Source organism: Micromonospora sp. SYSU B005 (assembly GCF_055362685.1).
In genome coordinates, this window is record NZ_JAXCFU010000008.1 from 105,042 (window position 1) to 125,846 (window position 20,805).

Consider the following 20,805-nt stretch of genomic DNA (forward strand, 5'->3'; position numbering starts at 1 on the left):
CCGGCTAACATCGCTGATCATGAATATCAAGTGCGTCACCCGCTCGCGACCCGGGCGGCTGATCGCGGCGGTGGTGCTCGCCGTCGCGGTCGCGTTCCCGCTCGGCGTGACCGGCGCCGCGTCGGCCGCGACCACACTGACGGTGGCGCAGGCGCTCGCCGCCCAGGACGGCCGGACGGCCACCGTTACCGGCTACGTCATCGGCCAGCCCACCGCCACCACCACGGTGCTCACCTCGGGCTTCACCGCCGACACCGCTATCGCGATCGCCGACCAGGCCGGCGAGACCGGCACCGCCCGGATGCTGTACGTGCAGGTGACGGCCGCCTGGCGGAGCACCTTCGGGCTGCTCACCAACCCGTCGCTGCGGGGACGGCAGGTGACCGCCACCGGCACGCTCACCGCGTACTTCAGTCACGGCGGGCTGAAGAACCCGACCGCCATGAGCCTCGGCGGCGGCGCCACGCCGAGTCCCACGCCGACCCCGGGCCCGACCGGCACCGCCGGGCCGGACGCGTACTACGCGAACGCGGCCGGCAAGACCGGGCCGGCGCTGCGCACCGCGCTGCACGGCATCATCAGGGTGCAGACGAAACTCAGCTACGACCAGGTGTGGGACGCACTCAAGGACACCGACCAGGATCCGGCCAACCCGGCGAACGTGGTCCTGCTCTACAGCGGACGGTCGCAGAGCAAGACGAGTAACGGCGGCGGCGCGAACGACTGGAACCGGGAGCACGTCTGGGCCAAGTCGCACGGCGACTTCGGCACCGCCACCGGTCCCGGCACGGACGTGCACCACCTGCGCCCGGAGGACGTGTCCGTCAACTCGTCGCGCGGCAACAAGGACTTCGACTCGGGCGGCGGCACGGTGGCCGAGGCGCCCGGCTGCTACACCGACGCCGACTCGTTCGAGCCGCGCGACGCGGTGAAGGGCGACGTGGCCCGCATGATCCTCTACATGGCGATCCGGTACGAGGGCGACGACGGCTGGCCGGACCTGGAACCGAACGACTCGGTCTCCAACGGCTCCGCGCCCCGCCTCGGGCGGCTGTCGAAGCTGCTGGCCTGGAACGACCAGGATCCGCCGGACGCCTTCGAGAAGCGCCGCAACCAGCGCATCTACGAGCGCTGGCAGGGCAACCGCAACCCGTTCGTCGACCACCCCGAGTGGGCGCGGTCGATCTGGAGTTGACGCTCGTCCCCGATGTGAGGAAGCGTGGCGAGCGGGTAGAGACATCCGGTTGGCACGGCCGGGGCGGTCGGCACGGACGCGCCCCGGCACCGCACGATCGGAGATGAGGCTCTCATGGCCCAGAACGGCATTCCGGACATCGCGCTCAACGACGGCAACACCATCCCGCAGCTCGGCTTCGGCGTCTTCCAGATCGAGCCGAAGGACACCGTCCGGGCCGTGGGCACCGCGCTGGAGGTCGGCTACCGGCACATCGACACCGCCCAGATGTACGGCAACGAGGCCGAGGTGGGTCAGGCGCTGCGCGCCTCCGGGCTGGACCGCGGCGAGGTCTTCGTCACCAGCAAGCTGAACAACGGCTTCCACCGCCCGGACGACGCCCGCAAGGCGTTCGAGCAGTCGCTGCGGGAGCTGAAGTTCGACTACCTCGACCTGTTCCTGATCCACTGGCCGCTGCCCACGCGCTACGACGGCGACTTCGTCTCCACCTGGAAGGTGCTGGAGGAGCTGCGTGACGCGGGCACGGTCCGGTCGATCGGCGTGTCCAACTTCCAGGTCGCGCACCTGGAGCGGCTGGCCGCCGAGGCGGACGTGGTGCCGGCGGTCAACCAGATCGAGGCGCACCCCTACCTCGGCAACGAGGAGGTGCGGGCGTACGACAGGGCGCACGGCATCGCCACCGAGGCGTGGTCGCCGATCGCGCAGGGCAAGGTGCTCGACGACCCGACAGTCGTCGACGTGGCCGAGCAGGTCGGCCGGACCCCGGCCCAGGTGGTGCTGCGCTGGCACGTGCAGCGCGGCGACATCGTCTTCCCGAAGTCGACCACGCCGAAGCGGATCGAGGAGAACTTCGCGATCTTCGACTTCACGCTCGACGACACCGCGATGGAGCGGCTCACCTCGCTGGACCGGGGCGAGGCCGGCCGGACGGGCCCGAACCCGGACGAGTTCGACTACATCCCGAACTGAGCGGTCACACGTCGGAGGGGCCCCGGGGAGACCCGGGGCCCCTCCGCTTGTTGACTTCGCGTGCACTCGAAGGGGCAGGGTGACCGGCAAAGCTCCGACGGGGAGGAAGACATGCGCTACCGCACCATCGGCACGGACCCGGCCACCCGCCGCGAAGTCAGCGTGCTCAGTCTCGGCGCGATGCTGTTCGGCACCGCCACCGACGAGGCCACCTCGTTCGCCATCCTCGACCGGTACGTCGAGGCGGGCGGCACCTTCATCGACACCTCGGACAACTACGCCTTCTGGCAGAACGGGGGCCAGGGTGGCGAGAGCGAGGAGCTGCTCGGCCGCTGGCGGCGCAGCCGCGGGATCGGCGACGAGGTGGTCATCGCGACGAAGCTGGGCGCCCGCCCGCTCGCCCCCGGCACCAGCTACGTCGACAACCCGGAAGGGCTGTCGGCCAAGGTGATCCGCGAGTCCGCCGAGCGCAGCCGGGAGCGCCTCGGCGTCGAGCGGCTCGACCTGCTCTACGCCCACATCGAGGACCACACGGTGCCGCTGCAGGAGACCGTGGAGGGATTCGCCGAGCTGGTGGCCGAGGGCACCGTCGGGTTGCTGGGCGCCAGCAACCACCGCGCCTGGCGGGTGGAGCGGGCCCGCGCGCTCGCCGCCGCGGCCGGCCTGCCCGGGTACGAGGTGCTCCAGTACCACCGCAGCTACCTGCCCCGGCGTCTCGACGTGCCGAGCGAGCTGGACCGCGACGGCGACGTCGGCTGGGCCGGCCCGGACCTGCTCAGCTATCTGCGTACCGAGCCGCAGCTCACCCTGGTGGCCTATTCGCCGCTGCTCAAGGGCGCGTACGCGAGGCCGGAACGGCTCGGCGAGGAGTACGCGCTGCCGGCCACCCCGGCCCGGCTGGCGGCGCTGCGGGCGGTGGCCGCCGAGACCGGTGCCACCGTCAACCAGGTGGTGCTGGCCTGGCTGACGGGCGGTGACATCCCGTCGATCCCGCTCGTCGGCTTCTCGTCGGTGGCGCAGCTGGAGGAGAGCCTGGCCGCCGTCGACCTGGAGCTGACCGCCGAGCAGCGGACCCGGCTGGACTCGGCAGCCTGACCGCTGATGGACGAGGGCGCAGAACTGTCCGACGCTCCCGATCGATGCGACTCATCCGTGCCGGAGCACAAGCCGCCGGGTAATTTTCGCTACCCGACCGACCCCGGCCCGCACCGGGTGGCCGGTGATACCGGGAGGCGCGGCCTCCGTGTCTGACGTCGGGCGCTTGAGTCGGCGGTCCACAAAATCCTGAGCCGAGCGCTCGGCCTCGTCGATCAGCTTCTGCGCCTTCGTCTCCATCTCCTTTCGGCGCTCCTCCGACTCGTCGGCCTCGGCCTGGAGGCTGTCTATGGCCAAGCGCCAAGCATCATCGAGCCGTCCGCGGTCGTCGAACAGACTGGTCTCAAGCGGCGGTCCGGGGTCGATGTAGTTGCTGGACGGCACCACCCACAGCGCGTCGTCAACGACGTACTTCTCGGGTTGCCCCACTCGGTCAGCCTGCTCGCCGTCACCAGGACTGTCCTCGTTCGGCTCTGGTTCGTGCGAAGGGTCCATTTTCACTCCTGTTCTCATCATCTCCATGCGAACTCCCCCGCACCGAGATCCTTGCGCTTGATCAGGTCGTTGTAGTGCACGAGCTTCAGAGAGAACCGATAGGAGATGTAGATCAGGTTGAGAGCCGACAGGGCACACAACGTGATCCAGCGCCAGTCAGTGATTCCAACGAAAGTAAGCGGGGCGGGGACGTCGTCGTTTTGGGTAGTCGTGGTGGCACCCGTCGACGAGGTGCCCAGATACAGGACCACGGCCGCCACGGAAACGATGCCGCTGGTGATCAGAGAAAGACGCGCCAGGAGAGAACCGCCGACGAGCGTCTCACGATCCCCGGTCATGCCGAACCAGGAGGCCGCGATCGCCGGCAACGCCAGCATCAGCGCCGGCAGGCCGCCCACCTGTGCGCCCTGAGGCGTGTTGACGAGATTTCCAACGACTGCCACCAACAGGGTGGTCGCGAGAGCTGTCACGGCCGCGCGGCCACGTGCGCCGGGCGGCGTCTCTTTGAAGCGAGCCAACAACGCGAGGTCTCGCATCTTCGGCGACTGTCGAGCATACCCACGTAGATAGACGTGAACAAAGTTCTGTCCACGCTTCCGACGCACCCGGAAATGGTGGCCGGACTGGGTGGCATGGCCGGATTCATGCGCACATCTGTCCGTCTTGCCGATGGGCCGCCTCCCCCGCCAATTCCGCTCAACCAATGATTCGCAGTGTCGACACTGCAAAACCTGCTTCAAAACGTACTTGTTCGCCGGCGCATTCACCCGCAGGTGGTAGCTGTCCGCCGTCAGCGCCAGGTCGAGCGGGACGGCAACTTGATCGGGCCTCAAGCCGAGGCCAAGCCGCAGCAAGCCCCGCCATGTGGCGGTCAGCGAGGACGGGATGTAAGTGCGCTCGTACTTCACGAGAACCCGACGACTGATAAGTTCTGCCGACGGAACGACAGCGATGATGGGGTAAGACGAGCTGAGCGCCGCGACGTACTTACGAACGCAACGCTGACTTTCGTCATCGGGGAAGGAGATGCCGTCCAGGATCGCGTCCATTTTCTCCTCGGCCACCTCCGCACAGAGATCCCAGATGTTGCCGTTGGCCGCTGCGGCCTCGCTCGGTGAGACCTGAGGACCCCGGGTGGCGATGATCTGTAGCAACGCCCACTCCGCGAGTCGCAGGGCCTCGTCCAGCTCTGTTGCCTTGGGGGCCATCCTCGCCAACAACAGGCGAAGGCCCGCGGCCGCCAACTGAACCGACTCTTCGTAGGACAGGGTGGTCAGAGAATCACCTGCCGCCGAGCGGATATGGAAGTTGTCCACGAGTTCACCCTTGAGTGGCTGGAGGACCGGCAGGTAGAGGGGACCGTTGGCGTCCAGCAGAGGCAGCGAGAACGAGACAGTTACTTGCTGCACTACTGCACGTTCGTCATGATCGATCGCCTCAGTCAATCGGGACCGGAATTTGCCCGGATCGACTATTAGCTCGACGAACAGGGCAACGGCATCCGCGTCCTGCTGGTAGCCGTCCACCGCAGCGGCCTGCAGCCGCCGAAGCGTGGAGATCGACGGCAGCACTGGCGTCTCCACGACCTTGGTTTCCCCTGCCAGCCGCTCACGCAGCCGGCCAAACATGAGGAGTGCAATTCCCACAGCCAATACGAGGAAGAACAGGCGCGCCGCCCCTTCCAGCCAATCGCCATGGGTGGCCAGCCAGCCGCCCTGCGCGTCGAACTGATGGCGCAGCCATCCCGTGCTGCCGGCAAGGATCACCAGAGGTGCGGCCACGACGCAAATGATCAGGTTCATTGCCGTCCTCGCCCAGCGGTGACCCATGAAATTCCGCCCCCAACCAAGAGCACACCGTATGCAGAGAGCAACACCCTGCTACAGGGTCTGGCACCTGTCGAGGCCCCGAGGGCACACCAGGGCGGACCACAAACGCCACGCGCGATGAGATCTGCGCACGTCAGGAGCACCCGATCAGCCGCCCCTCCGGACATTGACCATCCATGTCCGACGGCAGTCGTTACCGTATCGTTATCGGCACTCTTCGATGAATCCCTTCTTTGGGCAGCACCAGTCTCCACTCGGCCAACGCCCACACCATCCGGTAGTACGAAGGAAGCGAATCGGCGGTTCAGGCGACCAAGGGGAGAACATCGACCAATGCCGGTTGTCCACCGGCGATCCTCGCGTGGGATGCCGCGCCAGATCTGATCTAGCGGCTCGTCTGGCGCCTGAGGAGTGAGGCCGGAAGAGAGGGAGGACAGCATGACGCCGTCACGGCTCGCCGTCATCATCGGCAGCGCCCCGGAACGGCTTCTGATTCCTCGCTCAGGCGCCCCGCCACGCGGGCTCGACGTACGCGAAGTCGACGTGACCCATACGACCCCTCTCGGCCATCCTGCCCGCCGAGCCCACGCCCGACGTGCGGGAGTTCGCGGAGCAGGTGGCGCTCGCGGAAGCGTTCGTGGTGGTGACACCGGCGTGCAACCACAGCTTCCCGGCTTCGTTGAAACAGGCGATAGGCGTCGCGTACGACCAATGGCAGGACCACACCGGTCGGCTTTGTCTCATACGGCTGCCGGTCAACCGGCGCGCACGCGGTCGACCAACCCCGGACGGTCCTCGCCGCGCTGCACCGCGATGACGGTACGGGGGTGTCGGCGTCGGCCTGCTCAACGGCAGGCCCTCGCCCACTCTGGGGAACGGATCGGACAGGACGTCCGGCTGCTCCTCGACGGCTGTCCTGACGGGGATTCGCATTGCGCGAGGGCTGGTGCGACGCGCCCGTACGCCTGCTGGCATTACACCGACGAAAGAGGTAGTGACTCATGAGCAACCGGAACACCGGCCTGGCCGTCGAGGCCGAGGGCTTGGTCCGGTCCTTCGGTTCGACCCGGGCACTCGACGGGCTGGACCTGCGGGTTCCCGCCGGCACCGTCTACGGCGTACTGGGCCCGAACGGCGCCGGGAAGACCACAGCCGTACGCGTGCTGGCGACGCTGTTGCGCCCGGACGGCGGCACGGCCCGGGTCTTCGGGCACGACGTGGTGCGCGAGGCCGACGCGGTGCGCGCCCGGGTGAGCCTGACCGGCCAGTACGCCTCGCTGGACGAGGACCTGACCGGCGCGGAGAACCTGGTCCTGCTGGGCCGGCTGCTCGGGCTGGGCCGGTCCGGCGCCCGGGACCGGGCCGAGCAGTTGCTCGCCGCGTTCGGGCTGACCGATGCGGCGGGACGGCAGGTGAAGAAGTACTCCGGTGGGATGCGGCGGCGCATCGACATCGCCGCGAGCATCCTCAACACCCCGGATCTGCTGTTCCTCGACGAGCCGACCACCGGGCTGGACCCGCGCAGCCGCAACCAGGTGTGGGCGATCGTGCGGGCGGTGGTGGCGTACGGCACGACGGTGCTGCTGACCACGCAGTACCTCGACGAGGCGGACCAGCTCGCCGGCCGGATCGCTGTGGTCGACCACGGCCGGGTGATCGCGGAGGGCACCCCGGGCGAGTTGAAGTCGTCGATCGGCGCGGGCAGTGTCCACATCCGGCTGCGCGATCCGGAGCAGCGGCCGCAGGCCGAGCAGGTGCTGCGGGCGTCGCTCGGCGTACCGGTGCAGCTCGCCGCGGATCCGGCGGCGCTGACCGCCCGCGTCGGCGAGCACGGCACCGACCTGGAGGCCGGTACGCAGGCGGCGCGGGCGCTCGGTGAGCTGGCCGCCGCCGGCATCGTGGTGGACGACTTCTCCCTCGGCCAGCCCAGCCTGGACGAGGTCTTCCTGGCCCTGACCGACCACCCGGCCGTCCCGGCGGACGAGCGGGACGACGAACTGGAGGCGGCGCGATGAGCGACACCGCAATCAGCACCGGGCGGTCGCCGTCCGTCTACATGCCGTCCGCCGAGGCGCTGGCCACTGTGCTCGCCCCGGCCGAGCGGCCGGCCCGGCCCAGCGCGTTGTCGGCGTCGCTGACGTTCGGCTGGCGGGCGCTGCTGAAGATCAAGCACGTGCCGGAGCAGCTGTTCGACGTGACCGCGTTCCCGATCATCATGGTGCTGATGTTCACGTACCTGTTCGGTGGCGCGCTCGCCGACAGCCCGCGTGCGTACCTGCAGTTCTTCCTGCCCGGCATCATGGTCACGAGCGTCGTGATGATCACCATGTACACCGGGGTCGGGCTGAACAGCGACATCGAGAAGGGCGTCTTCGACCGGATCCGTACGCTGCCGGTCTGGCGGCCGGCGGCGCTGGTCGGGATGATCTTCGGCGACGTGCTGCGCTACGTCCTGGCCGCCGTGGTCATCCTCACCGTGGGCGTGGTGCTCGGCTTCCGTCCCGACGGCGGGCTGCTCGGGGTGCTCGCCGGGATCGGGCTGCTGGTGGTCTTCTCGTTCGCGTTCTCCTGGGTGTGGACGTTCTTCGGCCTGGTGCTGCGCAGCGAGAAGTCGGTGATGGGGACCAGCATGATGGTGCTGTTCCCGCTGACGTTCCTGAGCAACGTGTTCGTCGACCCGTCGACCATGCCCGGTTGGCTGCAGGCGTTCGTCAAGATCAACCCGATCACCCAGCTCGTCACCTCGGTCCGGGCGGCGATGGCCGGCTCGATGGACGGCCCGAGCACCATGTGGATGCTGCTCTGGAGCGCATTCTTCGTGGTCGTGTTCGGCACGCTGACGATGTACCGCTACAACCGCCGCTGACGCGACGACTGTGGCGGGGTCCACGCGGCCCCGCCACAGTCGGTGGTCAGAGCCGCCAGGGCACCGGCTCGGCCGGCCGGTAGCGGCAGGCGCCGCCGGTGGTGACCGACTCGCGCAGGTGCGCGGCGAGCGCCGGATGCCGCTCGTCGATGCGGCGCAGGGTGTCCCGGATCCGCCCGGTCACCGCCTTGCGCGCCCGTTCCGCCTGGTCACCGAGTCGCCGGTCGCGCCCGGCCAGCCCGGCGGCGGCACGCAACTGGTCGAGCAGCGCCGCGCGCTCGGCGTCCAGTTCGGCCAGCCGCCGCCCGTCGTCCTTGGCCGCCGCCCGGTCGATCTCGTCGTCGAGCCGCCGCAGGTGCCGGCGGTAGCGGGCCTTCGCCTCGTCGTCGAGCACCGGATCGGCTCCGAGGCGGCGCGCGGCGACGAGTTCCGGACCGGCCGCCGGATCGAGCAGTTCGACGGCGGGCACGTCCGTGCCGGGACGGCTCAGCAGCAGGCGCAGGTCGTGCAGCCCTTTGGCGTCGGGCAGGTGCACCACGACGCCGTCGTACGCGAGGCGCCACACCGGCCCGTCCGGACGGAACTCGGGCCGGATGACGTCCGCGCCGGGGTCGGGCGTCCGCCCGTGCACCACACCCGCCCGGGACAGGCCCGACGCGCCCCGCCGGCTGGGCAGCGACGGCGCGACGGCCAGGGCCGGAACGCCCGCGCCGAGCCGGGCCGCCACCGGCGCGACCACTGCGGACGCCGCCGCCGGGGCGGGATCCGCCGCGCCCAGCCGGTCCACCACCTGGATCATCCCCAGCGCCCGCGCCTCGGCCACCGTCTCGGCCCGCAGTCGCCGCGCCTCGGCCGCGTCGCCCGGCCCGTCGCGCCCGGCGAGCGCGCCCACCAGACCGGCCCGGGCCAGCACCGACCAGGGCCGGGCGCCCAGCCGGTCGGCGGAGTCCCGGGCCGCCGCGTAGCAGTCGACCGCGTCGTCCCACCGGCCCTCGGCCGCGTCCACACCGGCCAGCCACAGATCGACCGGGCCGCCGATGTCGCAGCCGAACAACGCCGCCGCCCACTGCCCGCGGTGCGGGGTCAGGTCGGCCCGCACGGCCGCGCACCGCGCCGGGTCGCCGTCCACTGCCGCCGCCTGCGCCCGCAGGCGCAGCCACAACGGCGACACCGACCGGGGGTACGCGGTTCCCGCGGCCTCGATCGCGGCGGTGAGCCGCAGCACCGTGGCCGCGTCGCCGCGCTCGGCCGCGGTGATCGCCCGGAGCAGCTCGGCCTGCGGGTGCCCGGTACCCACCCGGTCGAGCACCGCCTCGGCCTCGGCGAGGCGGCCGTACAGCAGCAGAATCGACCAGCGCATGTGGTGCGTCATGAACGCGTGGTCGGAGTGCCCCGGCTCGCGGTAGCTCTCCGCCTCGGCGAAGCCCGCCTCGGCGGCGGCGAGGTCGCCCTGGAAGGCGGCGATGATGGCGGTGTCCGCGATCGCCGCCACCCGCTGCCGGGCCACGTCGTCGCGTCGCGCGCCGGTCACGAACGCGGTCAGCTCCTGCCGGTAACCCGGATCGCCCAGCTCCAGCAGCGCGACCCAGCGCAGCGCCGTGGCCCACAGCTCGGTCTCCCGGTCGCCGCTGCGGCGGGCCACCTCCCGGATCTCGGCGGTGACCACTGCTCGCTCCTGCGCGGTGCCGAGACCCCAGGTCGTGTCGTGGCGGGCCCACAGGCTGAAGGTGAGCGCCTCGTCGTCGCGGCCGTGCCGGGCGAGCGTCTCGGTGGCGGTGATCAGGTCGGTGACCAGCGCGCGTACCGGCCGTTCCAGATCCGGCTCCGCGATCAACCGCCGGTACGCCTCCCGGACCAGCTCGGCGGCGTCGAGCCGGCGGCGGGTGGCGGAGTGCTGCCGGTGGGCGATGAGCGCCACCCGGGTCAGCACGCCGGGATCGGGCAGCTCCCTCGCCAGCGCGGCGGCCTCGGCCAGCAGCCGCTCCACCTCGGCCGGCGGGCCGGCGTGGTGCAACAGCCCGGCCAGTTCCAGCAGCACCCGGACCCGCCGGCCGGGCTCGCCGGTCAGCTCGAGCGCGCGCCGGTAATGCCGTACCGACTCGTCCACGGCGATCCGGCCCCCGGCGTCGCGGGCGGCGGCCACCAGCAGGTCACCGGCGCGTTCCGGGTCCAGCTCGGCGCCGGCCAGCCAGGCGTGCCGGGCCAGGTGGGCCGGGCTGAGCGCGCCCGCGAGCGCGTCCGATCGGTAGACGGCCCGGACCACCGCCGCGTGCCGGGCCCGCCGTTCGTCGTCGGCGAGCCCGTCGTAGAGCGTCTCGCGGACCAGGTCGTGCACGAAGACGAACCGGCCGCCGTCGCGGGGCAGCACCAGCCGGGCCGCGGCGGCGCGGCCGAGCAGCCGGTCGACCTGCGCGACCGGAGCGGGTACGCAGGCCGCGAGCGTCCGCCCATCGAACTCGCGGCCGAGCACGGCGGCCACCGTGAGCGCCTCGACCACTCCGGCGGGCAACTGGTCGAGCCGGCGGCGCACCACCTCCCGTACGCCGGGGGCGACGGTGTCGGTCAGGCCGTGGGTGTGCCAGAGCCGGGCGGTCTGCTCCACGAAGAAGGGGTTCCCGCCGGTGCGCCGGTGCACCTCGTCGACGAGGCTCGCGTCGGGCTCCCGGCCGGCGGTGCGGGCCATCAGGGCGGCCACCTCGGCGCGGCCCAGCCCGGCGAGCGTGACGGTGGTGGCCTTGGCGGTGAGCGGCAGCAGCCACTGCCGCAGCGGGTGGTCGCCGGATTCGACTTCGGCGTCCCGGTAGGTGCCGATCAGCAGCAACCGCTCGAACCAGGCGTGCTGGGCGACGAACTGGAGCAGCCGCAGCGACGCCGGGTCGGCCCAGTGCAGGTCGTCGAGGACCACCGCGACCGGCCGGTGCTGGGCCACGGCGACCAGCGCTGCGGTCACCGCGTCGTGCCTGTCGAACTCGGCCCGGCCGACGTCGCCCGGTGCGTCGGCGTCACCGGGCTCGGCCGCGTCGCCGGGCTCGGCCGGGTCGCCCGGCGCGGCCATGTCGCCCCGGTCGGTGACGCGGCCCGGCTCGGCCGGGTCGCCGGCGGCGCGCTCGCCGAGCAGTGCCGCCAGGCCGACGGCGGCTGCCTCCCGCACCCCGCGCGGGTCGTCGGCGGACCGGGCCAGCCGGCGCAGCACCTGCACCCAGGGCCAGTAGTCGGGAGCGGTGTCGGAGTCCCAGCAGGCGGCGCCGAGCACCAGCGCCCCGCCGCGGCGGGCCTCGTCGGCGGCGGCCGACACCAGCGTGGTCTTGCCGATGCCCGGCTCGCCGGTGACCAGGACGAGACCGCCGTGACTGTCGACCAGCCGGGCCACCTCGGCGCGCAGCAGCGCAGCGGGATGCTCCCGCCCGATGAGGTGTTGGCCGAACCGCGGCTCCATGACCTCACGACGCTAGCCGAAGGGTCCGACAAGGAGGGTCCCTCAGAGCCGCGCGTCGGTCACCACGTGCGCGCACGCCGGGCAGGCGGCCGGTCCCTGTTCGGCGAACCACCGGCAGGTACGCCGGATCGCGCACTTCGGCAGCGTCTCCTCGGCCGGCGGGGCGGTCTCGGCGTACGAGGCGGCCATCCGGGCGCCCAGCCCGCAGTGCGAGCCGGTCCAGAAGCCACAGGACGAGGTGACGCACGGGCCGGCGAGTCGGGCCCGCGACTCGATCGGCTCGTCGGAGTCACCGAGCCCGGCGAGCGCCACCTCGGCCGGTACGGCCGGAGTCACGTAGGCCACCCGGCCCGCCGGAGTGATCATGCCGAGGAACACGGTGGCGTTCGACGCCGGGGTGCTCGGGCACATCCGCTCCGGCGTGCCGGCCGGCCGGGCGGCGTCGGTCACCGCTGGATCCAGAACCCGATGTCGTTGATCTTCTGCCCGAGGTCCTGGGCGAACGGCCCGTCGATGACCCAGAGGCCGTACCACTCGGGACGCAGCTTGATGTTGCCGTGGCCGACGGTCAGCGGGTTGGTCAGCCTGGCGTCGGCGGTACGCAGCGCGGCCAGGCCGGCCTTCTGGATCTCCGCGGCGATCACTGTCTGCTGTTCGGGGCTCAGGTCGACGCCGTCGACCACGAAGCGGAACTCGTTGCGGGCCATGTGCTTCCTCCGGTCACTCGTACGATTCGGTGCCCAGCCCGCGACGCAGGCTGGTGCGGGTGAAGGCCGCCCAGCCGGCGTGCGAGGCGGCGTCGGTGCGATGCCCGGCGCGGGCGAGCACCCGGGCGGCGTGCTCCGCCCAGCGGTCGGCGGTCGCCGTGGTGTCGCCCCACAGTTCGCGGCAGGACGCGACCGCGAAGGCGACCTGTTCCGGCGCGCCGGTGAACCCGGCGGGTCCGTCGGCGACCCGGATCGTGCCGTCCGGGCGGACCCGCACGCTCGGGAAGTGGTGGTGCAGGCTGGCCAGCGTGGCCAGGTGGGTGGCGTCCCGCCGGCCGGCGGCGAAGCCGGCGCGCAGCTCGTCGTCGCGGCGGTGCCGGATCCCGTGCAGCACCAGCGCGTCGCCGGCCGCCTCGATCCGGGCGACCACCTGCACCGGCACGCTCCAGGCCGCCGGCGAGTTCGCCGACCAGAACGCCAGCCAGGCGGCGAGCCGGGCGTGGAAGTCGGCCTGGACGGCGACCGGGAGTGCGGATCCGTCGGGCGCCCGCAGCGCGGCGGTGGCGATGCGGTCCCGGGAGACGAGTGGCGTCGCGGGGCGGCCCGGTGCGGCCGCCGCGGCGCCGGTGGTGGTGGCGACGGCCAGGCCGGTCACTGTGACCGCAGAGGCCGCCGCCGCGCCGGCGAGCAGTCGCCGACGGTCGAGCAGGTGTCCGTTGTCGTTCATCGTCGGCCCTTCGTCGACGGCAGTGCTCCGACGCTATCGACCGGAAGCGATCAGAAATACACCCTGCGTGACGGGAGGCCGACAGGAAAGCCGGGGATACCCGGCGGCGTGAACGACCGTTCCTGTGCCCGGTTCACGCCACCCCGGCCGGACGGGCGGTCAGGCCCGGAGCAGCCCGGCCACGGCCCGCTGCGCGTCGACGACGGTCGCCGCCGGCAGGTCGAGCGTCCAGAGTGCCGCGGCCAGGTAGTCCAGGACGCGCCAGCGCTGCTCGCCGGTGAGCGGCGGGCGTCGTGGTCCACCGAGGACCGGTTCGCCGGCGTCCGCGGGCACGCCGTCCGGACTCCGTCGCGTCCCGCCCAGCGCCGCGCCCAGCCGGGCGGTGAGCAGCGCGGCGAGCCGGCGGCGGTCCACCCCGATCAGGTACGGCGCCAGCTCCGCGTCCGCAGCGATCAGCCGCAGCCAGCGGTGCACCGCGGCGCGCACGGCGACCGGGCCGAGCCGTTCGCAGGGCTCGCGGGGACAGGTCACCAGCTCCGTGGTCCGCACGACCAGGGGTACGGATGATCGAGCCCGGTCAGTTCACCGCAACCCTTGATATCGATGAATGCCTATCTATAGGCTTGCGGCGTTCCGCTCACCCCCCCATCCCAAGGAGTGTGAACCATGCGTAAGCCCAAGCTGTCCCGGATCCTCGCCACCCTCGCGGCCGCGACGCTGGCAGCAGTAGGCGCGGTAGCCGTCAACCCGGCTCCGGCCTCCGCCGCCGTCCGCAACGTCTGCTACAACATCAGCCAGGCCGGCCCGTTCGCCAACACGGCGGTGCAGGCGGCGGCGATCTGGAACAACTACACGAACAACATCAACATGGCCCAGTGCGGGTCCAACCTGCGGATCACCTACACCTACGGCGGCGGCTCGTACGCCCAGCGCACCAGCCTCGGCAACGGCCGCGTGGTGATCGACTACAACCAGGCCCAGCAGTACTCGGCACTGCGCATCATGACGCACGAGATCGGCCACATCCTCGGCCTGCCGGACAACTACAACGGCAACTGCGCCATCCTGATGTCCGGCGGCAGCGCCGGCACGAGCTGCACCAACCCGTACCCCAGCTCCGCCGAGGCATCCCGGGTCGACTCGCTGTTCGGCTTCGCCGTCCGCAGCGCGACGCCCGCCCAGGTCTTCACCGGCAGCTGGCCGGCCGCCTCGACGGTGGGCGCCCAGCGCTGACGACGCACTGACGACGGGGTCGGCGGATCACCGCCGGCCCCGTCCGCGCGTCCCACGCCGGCCGGACGCGGCGTCGTCGGCGAGATCCGCCGCGCGGCGGCTCAGCTCCTCGACCCGCTCCCGGAGCCGGCGCACGGCCCCGGCGTCGTCGTCCACCTCGGACACCTCGTCGAGCAGGCCCACGTAGTCGGCGGCCAGCCGCCGATGCGCCGGGGCAGCCGGCCCGGCATGCCCGTCCAGGTCGATGATCTGCTGGGCGAGGACAGCCGTGGCAGCGCCGAGCGCGGCCCGCTCGTCGGCGCGTGCGTCCCGCCCGGCCCGGCGGGCGTCGGCCAGCCGCCCGGCCCGCCGGCCGCCCAGCCAGAGCACCGCCGCACCGGCGACCACCCCGGCCACCGCGCCGCCGGCCAGCAGGTACCGGGGCAGCGACGGGCTGATGGTACGAGCACCGTCCGGCACCAGACCGGCCCGGACCAGCCGGTCGTAGTTGAGCACGATCACCTTCAGCGCCTCGACCGGCCGGTCCACGAACGCGTCAGCGCCCCGGCCGATGGTGGTCTCGGTGACCACGGCCCGGCCCAGGTCACCACCAAGGCGGGAGCAGCCGTAGGTGTCCCAGTCCTCACCGTCGCGGCTCATCGCCAGCACCAGTGTGCCCTGGGCGGCGCGCTCGGTGTCGTCGCACGCCTCCCGCAGGTCGGCACCGGGCTCCATGATCAGCACCACCAGCCGCCGGTTGCCGATCACCCGTTCGGCGGCGGCCCGGTCCAGGTCCACGCCGGGCGCCGCGTAGACCGAGGAGCCGCGTACCTGCCGCGCGATCGGCCCGTCCAGGACGCCGCCGGTCCACAGTGCCCAGCCGGCCAGCGCCAGGCAGGCGAGCACCGCCCGGCCGAACGCGGTACCGACCAGCCGGCCCAGCAGCCGGCGCGGGCCGGTCGCCGTCCCGCCACGACGCTCCGCCGCCTGTCGGGGCCGGTTCGCGACGCGGCTCACGACAGCCTCGCCCGCAGGTAGACGTCCGGCCGGTAGCCGGGCATCCGCACGTCCCGGGCCACGTCGTCCAGCTCGGCCGCCGCATCGGCGAGCAGTTCGCGTACGTGCCGGTCGGGCAACCCCTCGTCGAAGGCGTCCCGGGCCGCCCGCAACCGGCCCACGCCCCGGACCAGCGCCGGGTCGCTGCGCGCGTCGGTCAGCAGCGACAACTCCACAGCCAGCGCGGAGAGCCCGGCCAGCCGGGCCGGCGTGCCACCGGGGCCGACGTCGGCCGGGCGGCGGCCGGACCCCCGCACGGTACGGATGGACAGCACCACGAAACCCGCCACGCACGCGGCGAAGAGCCAGGGCAGCACCGGCAGCGCCACCCGCAGCGGGTCGAACGGCCGGTACGGCAGCGGGCGGTCGAACAGCCCCGCGTACCGCACGTCGGTGACCTGGGCCAGATACGTGCCGAGCACGTTCTGCTGGGGATAGGCGTAACGGCCGATCCGCCCGCCGAACTGGGCGTAGAAGCTCGCGGTGGCCACCTCGGCGAATTCCGCAGCGTCCGGACCGTGGTACTCGATCCAGTCGCCGTACATCACCACGAGCGGCTGGTCCGGGGCGAGCCGGTGCAGCGCCGGCCCGTACGCGGGCAGCGGCTCCCCGTACGGCTGCGCGGGCAGCACCACGAACCAGGCGCCGTCCGGGAACGCGGTACCAGCCGCCTTCTCCGGCAGGCGGGTCAGCGTGGCTCCGGCGCCCACGTACCGGCCGGTGGCCCGCAACGCGGTGACCATCGGGGCCAGTTCCGGACCGGTCGGCTCCCGCCAGCGCAGGTCGTCGCCGTCCGGCGGGGTCGGCTGGTCGTGCAGCGCGGCCAGCAGCGCGAGCACCGAGCCGGTCACGTCGTGTGTGGCGAACCGGGCCCGCCAGCCCGGCAGGTCGTCCGGCGACGCCACGTAGAGGCCACCGCTGACCTCGGTGCCGACGATCCGGATCTCCGCGTTCTCCACGTCCTTGACCCGCCGGCGTTCGGCCTCGTCCAGACCGGGCGGGGCGACCAGGATGCGCGTGCCCCGGTCACCGATGGCGGCCCGGACCCGCTGCTCGTCCCAGCGCGCGACCGCCCCCGGCAGCCGCACCACCGGCTCGGCGGCGACCAGCGCCGTCATCTCCTCGACCGACGGCACGCTCGCGTCGCTCAGCTCCCCGGCCGAGCCCTCCGGCAGCGCGGCGGCCGACGGGGAACGCCCGTAGCTGACCTCCACGCTCTGCCGCTGCGCCACCAGGAACACCACGAGCACCGCCGCCGCGGCGGCCAGCAGCGACCAGCGCAGCAGCTCCCGCCGTACCCTCGTCATCGCCCGGCCCGCCACAGCTCGTCGGCGCGGCGGGCGTGCTCGGCCGCCGCGCGGGCCGCGTCGGCGCCGCCGCGGGCGGCGGCGAGCATCTCGGCGCGGGCCAGCAGCCGCTCGGCCTCCGGTACCGCCGCCGGGGACGCGTCCCGGCTGACCGTGGCGTCGTGGATCGCCGCCCGCGCCGACGACCAGGCGACCCGCCGCCCCTCGGCCCGGGCACGACGCCGGGGCAGCGACACGGCGAGGAAACCGGCGGCCACCGCCACCACACAGCCGCCCAGCCACTGCAACACGCTCGCGGTCATGATCTCTGTCTAACGCACCGCCGCCAGCCCTGCGCGCCGAGGGCGGCGGTGTACCACCGGCCCGCACCTACGACGACGAGTAGCCCTCGTTGAAGCCCTCCATGAACCCGCCCGCGAACCCGGAGACGACGCACCCGGCACAGCACAGGATCACCAGCAGCGCCGGCACCGCCACCCACAGGACGATCGCCCACCGGCCCATCCCCTCGCTCGGCTGCTCCACGTACGCCGGCGGCGGATAGTACGGCTGTTGCGGGTACGCCTGCTGTTGGTACGCCTGGTGCTGGTACGGATCCTGCTGATAGGGATCGTGAGGATGCATCCGGCCATCGTGCCCACCGGCCGCGAACGCCGGAAGATCCGAACGGTCCGCCGATCCTGCCGCGACGGCCCCTCGTCACGCCCGGTGGGCATCGAGGTGGGTCAGCACCGTCTGGTTGGCCTCCCACCCGTCCGGGAACTTCACCGGTACGTCCAGGTGCACCCGCTCGGTCGACGGGTACGCGTCGAGCAGCTCACCGATCCCGGCCCGCGCCACCACCACGCAGGCGTGCCGGTGCCGCGACGCCAGCACGCACAGCCGCCCCGACTCCAGGTGGAACGCGGTCGCGTCGCGCCGCCCGGAGAGCGGGTGCAGCACGATCGTCACGTCGTACTCCCGGCCCTGGAGCCGGTTGGCGGTATCCACGGTGATGCCCGCCCCGGCCGCGCCCAGCCGGGACCGGATGGCCGCGACCTGGTCGCGGTGGGCGGCCCCGACGGCGATCCGGTCCGCGGTGACCGGCGCGCCGCCCGGCGCGGCCTCGCTCACCGCGACCGCGCCGCGCGCCAGCACCCGCAACGCCAGCTCCGCGCAGGCCGCGGCGGCCTCCCCGTCGGTACGCACGGTGTGCCGGGCGGGCAGCTCGTGCAACGCCCAGCCGGTCGCGGCGGCCAGCTCGACCGAGGCGTCGTAGGCGTCACCCGCACCGGGCCCGGTGAACGTCAGCGCCCGGTCGGCCGGGCCGGTCCCGGCGCGGAACCCGGTGAACGGATAGAACGCGGCGGACACCACAGGTGCGGCCGAGTCGGGCAGCCGCCACGACACCGGCAACCGGTGCACCGGCAGCTCCGGGTTGTGCCGCAGCAGCGTGGCCACCGCCGACTGCATCGGATCCCAGGTCAGGCCGGTCCAGCGGAACGTCTCCACGGTGCTGAACGGATCGAGCTGACCGGGGTCGCCGACGAACAGCGCCCGCTCGAACCGTCCCGCCACGCGCAGCAGCGCATCCGCGCGCATCTGGTACGCCTCGTCCACGATCGCCCACGGCCAGCTTCCCTCGGTGACGGTGGCCCACTTGGCCGCCGTACCGATGGTGACCGCCGGCCCTCCCAGGTCGGCGACCTTCGCCGCGACCCGGACCGCCGGGTGGGCGGTGACCCGCTCGGTGGGCCGGTAGTCGGTCGCGGAGAGCCGCCCGACGCGCAGCTCCGGCGCCTTGCGGCCGAGCCGGTCGATGAGATCGTCCACCTGCTCGTTTGTCTGCGCCACGATCATCAGCGGGTCGCCGGTGGCTGCGGTCTCGATCGCGGCGCGGACGACGAGGGTGGACTTCCCGGCGCCGGGAGGCGAGTCCACGACGACGCCGCGGTGCGTGCCGTCGCGCAGATCCCGCAGCACCCGCTGGATCACCTGCTCCGCTTCGTGCAAGGAAGGGCCCCCTTTTAACGTCTCCGGTAGAGGCGGGGCCCCTTCTTAACACGCCCGCGGGTAGGGCCGCCCACCGCCGCCAGGAAGATCGCCGCCTGCTTCATCGATCAACTTGCGCCCGGTTGTCACCCTCTCAGTCAGGAAAGACGGGGAATCGCGGGTGAGACGATGGATCTTCACCGCAGTCGCGCCGGTTTGTTCGTCGGCGTCATGCTGCCGTCCGGTTTCTGCATGGTGTTGTCCGGGCTGACCGGCAGCACCCTTCGACTGGTCGGCGGGCTGATCTTCGGCGGGCTCGTCATGCTCGTCGGCGCTGCGGGCATCGTCGAGGCGGTCCGGCCGGTCCGGTTCCACATCAACGTCGACGGCCTGACCGTCCGGACGGCCGGACTGAACCGGCTGCTGCCCTGGGCGGAGATCGACCACCTGGTCCTGGACCAGCAACCTCCGGTGCTGTCCGACAAGAGGATGCCATCGCCGCTGCTGCTGCTCGTACCCGCCGCCACGTCGGCCCTCGACGTTCCACTGACACACCGCAGCCCGTTGGACGACCGGCCCTGCCTGGTCCTGCTCGAAGTGCACGACGTTCGGGAGAAGACGGACCAGGTAGCCGACGCTCTCGCCCGGTACGGCGGCAGCCGTTTCACCGACCACCGACAGATCGTCCGGCAGCGTTTCGACTCAGCCGACTTCCCGATCGAAGCGCGCGGATACGACAGGGATGCCGTCGACGCCCTCGTGCAGAAGGGCCGGGAGGCGCTGCGGTCGGAGGATCACCTGCTGCGCCTCGAAACGAAGGTACAGGTGGAGCGGGCCCTGCTCGAGTTGCCGCTCGTCGCCCACGGCTACTACCGCGCCCGGGTCGACGCGTTCCTGCGGGACCTGTCCGCCGCGTTGGCACGGTTCGAGGAGAGCGACGAGGAGCCCGGTTGACGTGCCCGCACCCGCTCGCGGGCCCTTCGCACCGCCTACGGCTTGCGGGCGAGCAGTCCGACGAAGGTGTGGTAGGTGTCGGTCTGCTGCTGGGCGGGCGCGTCCGGGTTCGGACGCCACTCCGCCAGCGGCACCAGGCCCGGCTCCAGCAGCGTCAGCCCGTCGGCGAACGCGAGGATCTCCTCGTCGGTACGCCAGCGGCCGGTGCCGAGCGACTCGTTGAACACCCGCTCGACCTCGCGGGCCTTGCGGGAGCCCTCCGGATCCCGCTCGCCCGGGTCACGGAAGTGCGAGATCGCGACGTAGCTGCCGGACGGCAGCGCGTCGACCAGCGCCGCCGCCACCGATCGCGGGTCCTCGTCGTCGCCGATGTGGTGCAGGATCGCGAACAGCAGCAGCCCGATCGGGCGGTCGAAGTCGAGGAACCGGCGGACGTCCGGATCGTTGAGGATCTCCTGCGGTTCCCGAATGTCGGCCTGGATCACCGTCGCGGTGCCCTCCGCGGCGAGCAGCGCCCGCCCGTGCGCCAGGACGATCGGGTCGTTGTCCACGTACACGACGCGGGCGGCCGGGTTGTGCTCGATCGCGACCTCGTGCACGTTGCCCTGGGTGGGCAGCCCCGAGCCGATGTCGAGGAACTGGTCGATGCCCGCCTCGGTCACCAGGTAGCGGATCACCCGGCGGAGGAACGCCCGGTTCGCCTGACCGGCGGCCGGCCCGTCCGGCGTGATCCGCAGGGCGTGCTCGGCGACCTTCCGGTCGACCTCGAAGTTGTCCTTGCCGCCCAGGAAGTAGTCGTAGACCCGGGCCACGCTGGGGATGGTGACGTCGATTCCGGGCGGCGCGGCCTTGTCGCGGGTCACAGGCGTCTCCAGACTCTGTGGACGGTTCCGGGTGTTTTCGGGGAGTGTAGCGACCGTACGGGGTGGATGGTCGCCCCGTTTGGGACCGCTCCCAGCGGACCGGCCCGTCACCAGGGCGTTCAT

Annotated in this window: 21 protein-coding genes; 8 read left to right on the forward strand and 13 right to left on the reverse strand. The window is 72.3% G+C overall.

The window, feature by feature from the left end:
* Positions 1-19 precede the first annotated feature (19 nt).
* The 3 genes from SM452_RS19425 (at position 20) to SM452_RS19435 (ending at position 3,259) form a co-directional block, all read left to right on the forward strand.
* Complete coding sequence (locus SM452_RS19425) at positions 20-1,195, forward strand: endonuclease (RefSeq protein WP_463840432.1); 1,176 nt, start codon at positions 20-22, stop codon at positions 1,193-1,195.
* Positions 1,196-1,309: 114 nt separating this feature from the next.
* The gene (locus SM452_RS19430) at positions 1,310-2,164 is read left to right on the forward strand and encodes an aldo/keto reductase (RefSeq protein ID WP_463840433.1); all 855 of its coding nucleotides are present in this window, start codon (positions 1,310-1,312) and stop codon (positions 2,162-2,164) included.
* A gap of 111 nt (positions 2,165-2,275) precedes the next feature.
* Positions 2,276-3,259: an aldo/keto reductase gene (locus SM452_RS19435; protein WP_355507296.1), complete on the forward strand. Its 984-nt coding sequence runs from the start codon at positions 2,276-2,278 to the stop codon at positions 3,257-3,259.
* Positions 3,260-3,310: 51 nt separating this feature from the next.
* On the opposite strand, the gene SM452_RS19440 is transcribed toward SM452_RS19435, so the two are convergent.
* Together SM452_RS19440 and SM452_RS19445 are read right to left on the reverse strand one after the other, a co-directional pair.
* Positions 3,311-3,781: a hypothetical protein gene (locus SM452_RS19440; RefSeq protein WP_355507294.1), complete on the reverse strand. Its 471-nt coding sequence runs from the start codon at positions 3,779-3,781 to the stop codon at positions 3,311-3,313.
* On the reverse strand, positions 3,772-5,556 hold the full coding sequence (locus SM452_RS19445; RefSeq protein ID WP_355507292.1) for a hypothetical protein: 1,785 nt from the start codon (positions 5,554-5,556) through the stop codon (positions 3,772-3,774). The genes SM452_RS19440 and SM452_RS19445 overlap by 10 nt, the downstream gene beginning before the upstream one ends.
* Before the next feature lie 670 nt (positions 5,557-6,226).
* On the opposite strand from SM452_RS19445, the gene SM452_RS19450 reads away from it, so the two are divergent.
* The 3 genes from SM452_RS19450 (at position 6,227) to SM452_RS19460 (ending at position 8,449) form a co-directional block, all read left to right on the forward strand.
* A complete protein-coding gene (locus SM452_RS19450) occupies positions 6,227-6,400 on the forward strand; it encodes a hypothetical protein (protein ID WP_463840500.1) in 174 nt (57 codons plus the stop codon).
* A gap of 184 nt (positions 6,401-6,584) precedes the next feature.
* Positions 6,585-7,598: an ATP-binding cassette domain-containing protein gene (locus SM452_RS19455; RefSeq protein ID WP_262014910.1), complete on the forward strand. Its 1,014-nt coding sequence runs from the start codon at positions 6,585-6,587 to the stop codon at positions 7,596-7,598.
* Complete coding sequence (locus SM452_RS19460) at positions 7,595-8,449, forward strand: ABC transporter permease (protein ID WP_357208096.1); 855 nt, start codon at positions 7,595-7,597, stop codon at positions 8,447-8,449. Before SM452_RS19455 ends, SM452_RS19460 begins: the two co-directional genes overlap by 4 nt.
* 46 nt (positions 8,450-8,495) lie before the next feature.
* On the opposite strand, the gene SM452_RS19465 is transcribed toward SM452_RS19460, so the two are convergent.
* The 5 genes from SM452_RS19465 to SM452_RS19485 all read right to left on the reverse strand — a co-directional run bounded on the left by SM452_RS19465 (position 8,496) and on the right by SM452_RS19485 (position 13,868).
* Positions 8,496-11,885 (reverse strand): ATP-binding protein, encoded by a 3,390-nt coding sequence (locus SM452_RS19465; protein WP_463840434.1) that lies wholly within the window; start codon positions 11,883-11,885, stop codon positions 8,496-8,498.
* Between the two features lie 42 nt (positions 11,886-11,927).
* Positions 11,928-12,335, reverse strand: a complete 408-nt coding sequence (locus SM452_RS19470) for a hypothetical protein (RefSeq protein ID WP_091418959.1) — start codon at positions 12,333-12,335, stop codon at positions 11,928-11,930.
* The gene (locus SM452_RS19475) at positions 12,332-12,592 is read right to left on the reverse strand and encodes a class I SAM-dependent methyltransferase (protein ID WP_262014913.1); all 261 of its coding nucleotides are present in this window, start codon (positions 12,590-12,592) and stop codon (positions 12,332-12,334) included. The genes SM452_RS19470 and SM452_RS19475 overlap by 4 nt, the downstream gene beginning before the upstream one ends.
* 13 nt (positions 12,593-12,605) lie before the next feature.
* Positions 12,606-13,319, reverse strand: coding sequence for a hypothetical protein (locus SM452_RS19480; protein WP_262014914.1), 714 nt, complete (start codon positions 13,317-13,319; stop codon positions 12,606-12,608).
* A gap of 159 nt (positions 13,320-13,478) precedes the next feature.
* Positions 13,479-13,868 carry a globin family protein gene (locus SM452_RS19485; protein WP_355507281.1) on the reverse strand — a complete coding sequence of 130 codons (390 nt, stop codon included), beginning with the start codon at positions 13,866-13,868 and terminating at the stop codon, positions 13,479-13,481.
* Positions 13,869-13,985: 117 nt separating this feature from the next.
* Here SM452_RS19485 and SM452_RS19490 point away from each other — a divergent pair, with 117 nt between their 5' ends.
* Positions 13,986-14,552: a snapalysin family zinc-dependent metalloprotease gene (locus SM452_RS19490; RefSeq protein ID WP_262014916.1), complete on the forward strand. Its 567-nt coding sequence runs from the start codon at positions 13,986-13,988 to the stop codon at positions 14,550-14,552.
* A gap of 27 nt (positions 14,553-14,579) precedes the next feature.
* On the opposite strand, the gene SM452_RS19495 is transcribed toward SM452_RS19490, so the two are convergent.
* The 5 genes from SM452_RS19495 to SM452_RS19515 all read right to left on the reverse strand — a co-directional run bounded on the left by SM452_RS19495 (position 14,580) and on the right by SM452_RS19515 (position 18,886).
* Complete coding sequence (locus SM452_RS19495; RefSeq protein ID WP_463840435.1) at positions 14,580-15,548, reverse strand: hypothetical protein; 969 nt, start codon at positions 15,546-15,548, stop codon at positions 14,580-14,582.
* Complete coding sequence (locus SM452_RS19500) at positions 15,545-16,894, reverse strand: hypothetical protein (RefSeq protein ID WP_463840436.1); 1,350 nt, start codon at positions 16,892-16,894, stop codon at positions 15,545-15,547. Before SM452_RS19500 ends, SM452_RS19495 begins: the two co-directional genes overlap by 4 nt.
* Entirely contained in the window at positions 16,891-17,196 is a 306-nt protein-coding gene (locus tag SM452_RS19505) for a DUF6403 family protein (RefSeq protein ID WP_355507275.1), read from the reverse strand. Before SM452_RS19505 ends, SM452_RS19500 begins: the two co-directional genes overlap by 4 nt.
* 67 nt (positions 17,197-17,263) lie before the next feature.
* On the reverse strand, positions 17,264-17,518 hold the full coding sequence (locus tag SM452_RS19510; protein WP_262014920.1) for a hypothetical protein: 255 nt from the start codon (positions 17,516-17,518) through the stop codon (positions 17,264-17,266).
* Between the two features lie 75 nt (positions 17,519-17,593).
* Positions 17,594-18,886, reverse strand: coding sequence for an AAA family ATPase (locus SM452_RS19515; RefSeq protein WP_194799499.1), 1,293 nt, complete (start codon positions 18,884-18,886; stop codon positions 17,594-17,596).
* A gap of 168 nt (positions 18,887-19,054) precedes the next feature.
* On the opposite strand from SM452_RS19515, the gene SM452_RS19520 reads away from it, so the two are divergent.
* The gene (locus tag SM452_RS19520) at positions 19,055-19,819 is read left to right on the forward strand and encodes a hypothetical protein (protein ID WP_463840437.1); all 765 of its coding nucleotides are present in this window, start codon (positions 19,055-19,057) and stop codon (positions 19,817-19,819) included.
* A 35-nt stretch (positions 19,820-19,854) separates the two neighbouring features.
* On the opposite strand, the gene SM452_RS19525 is transcribed toward SM452_RS19520, so the two are convergent.
* Complete coding sequence (locus SM452_RS19525; protein ID WP_463840438.1) at positions 19,855-20,682, reverse strand: SAM-dependent methyltransferase; 828 nt, start codon at positions 20,680-20,682, stop codon at positions 19,855-19,857.
* Between the last annotated feature and the right edge of the window lie 123 nt (positions 20,683-20,805).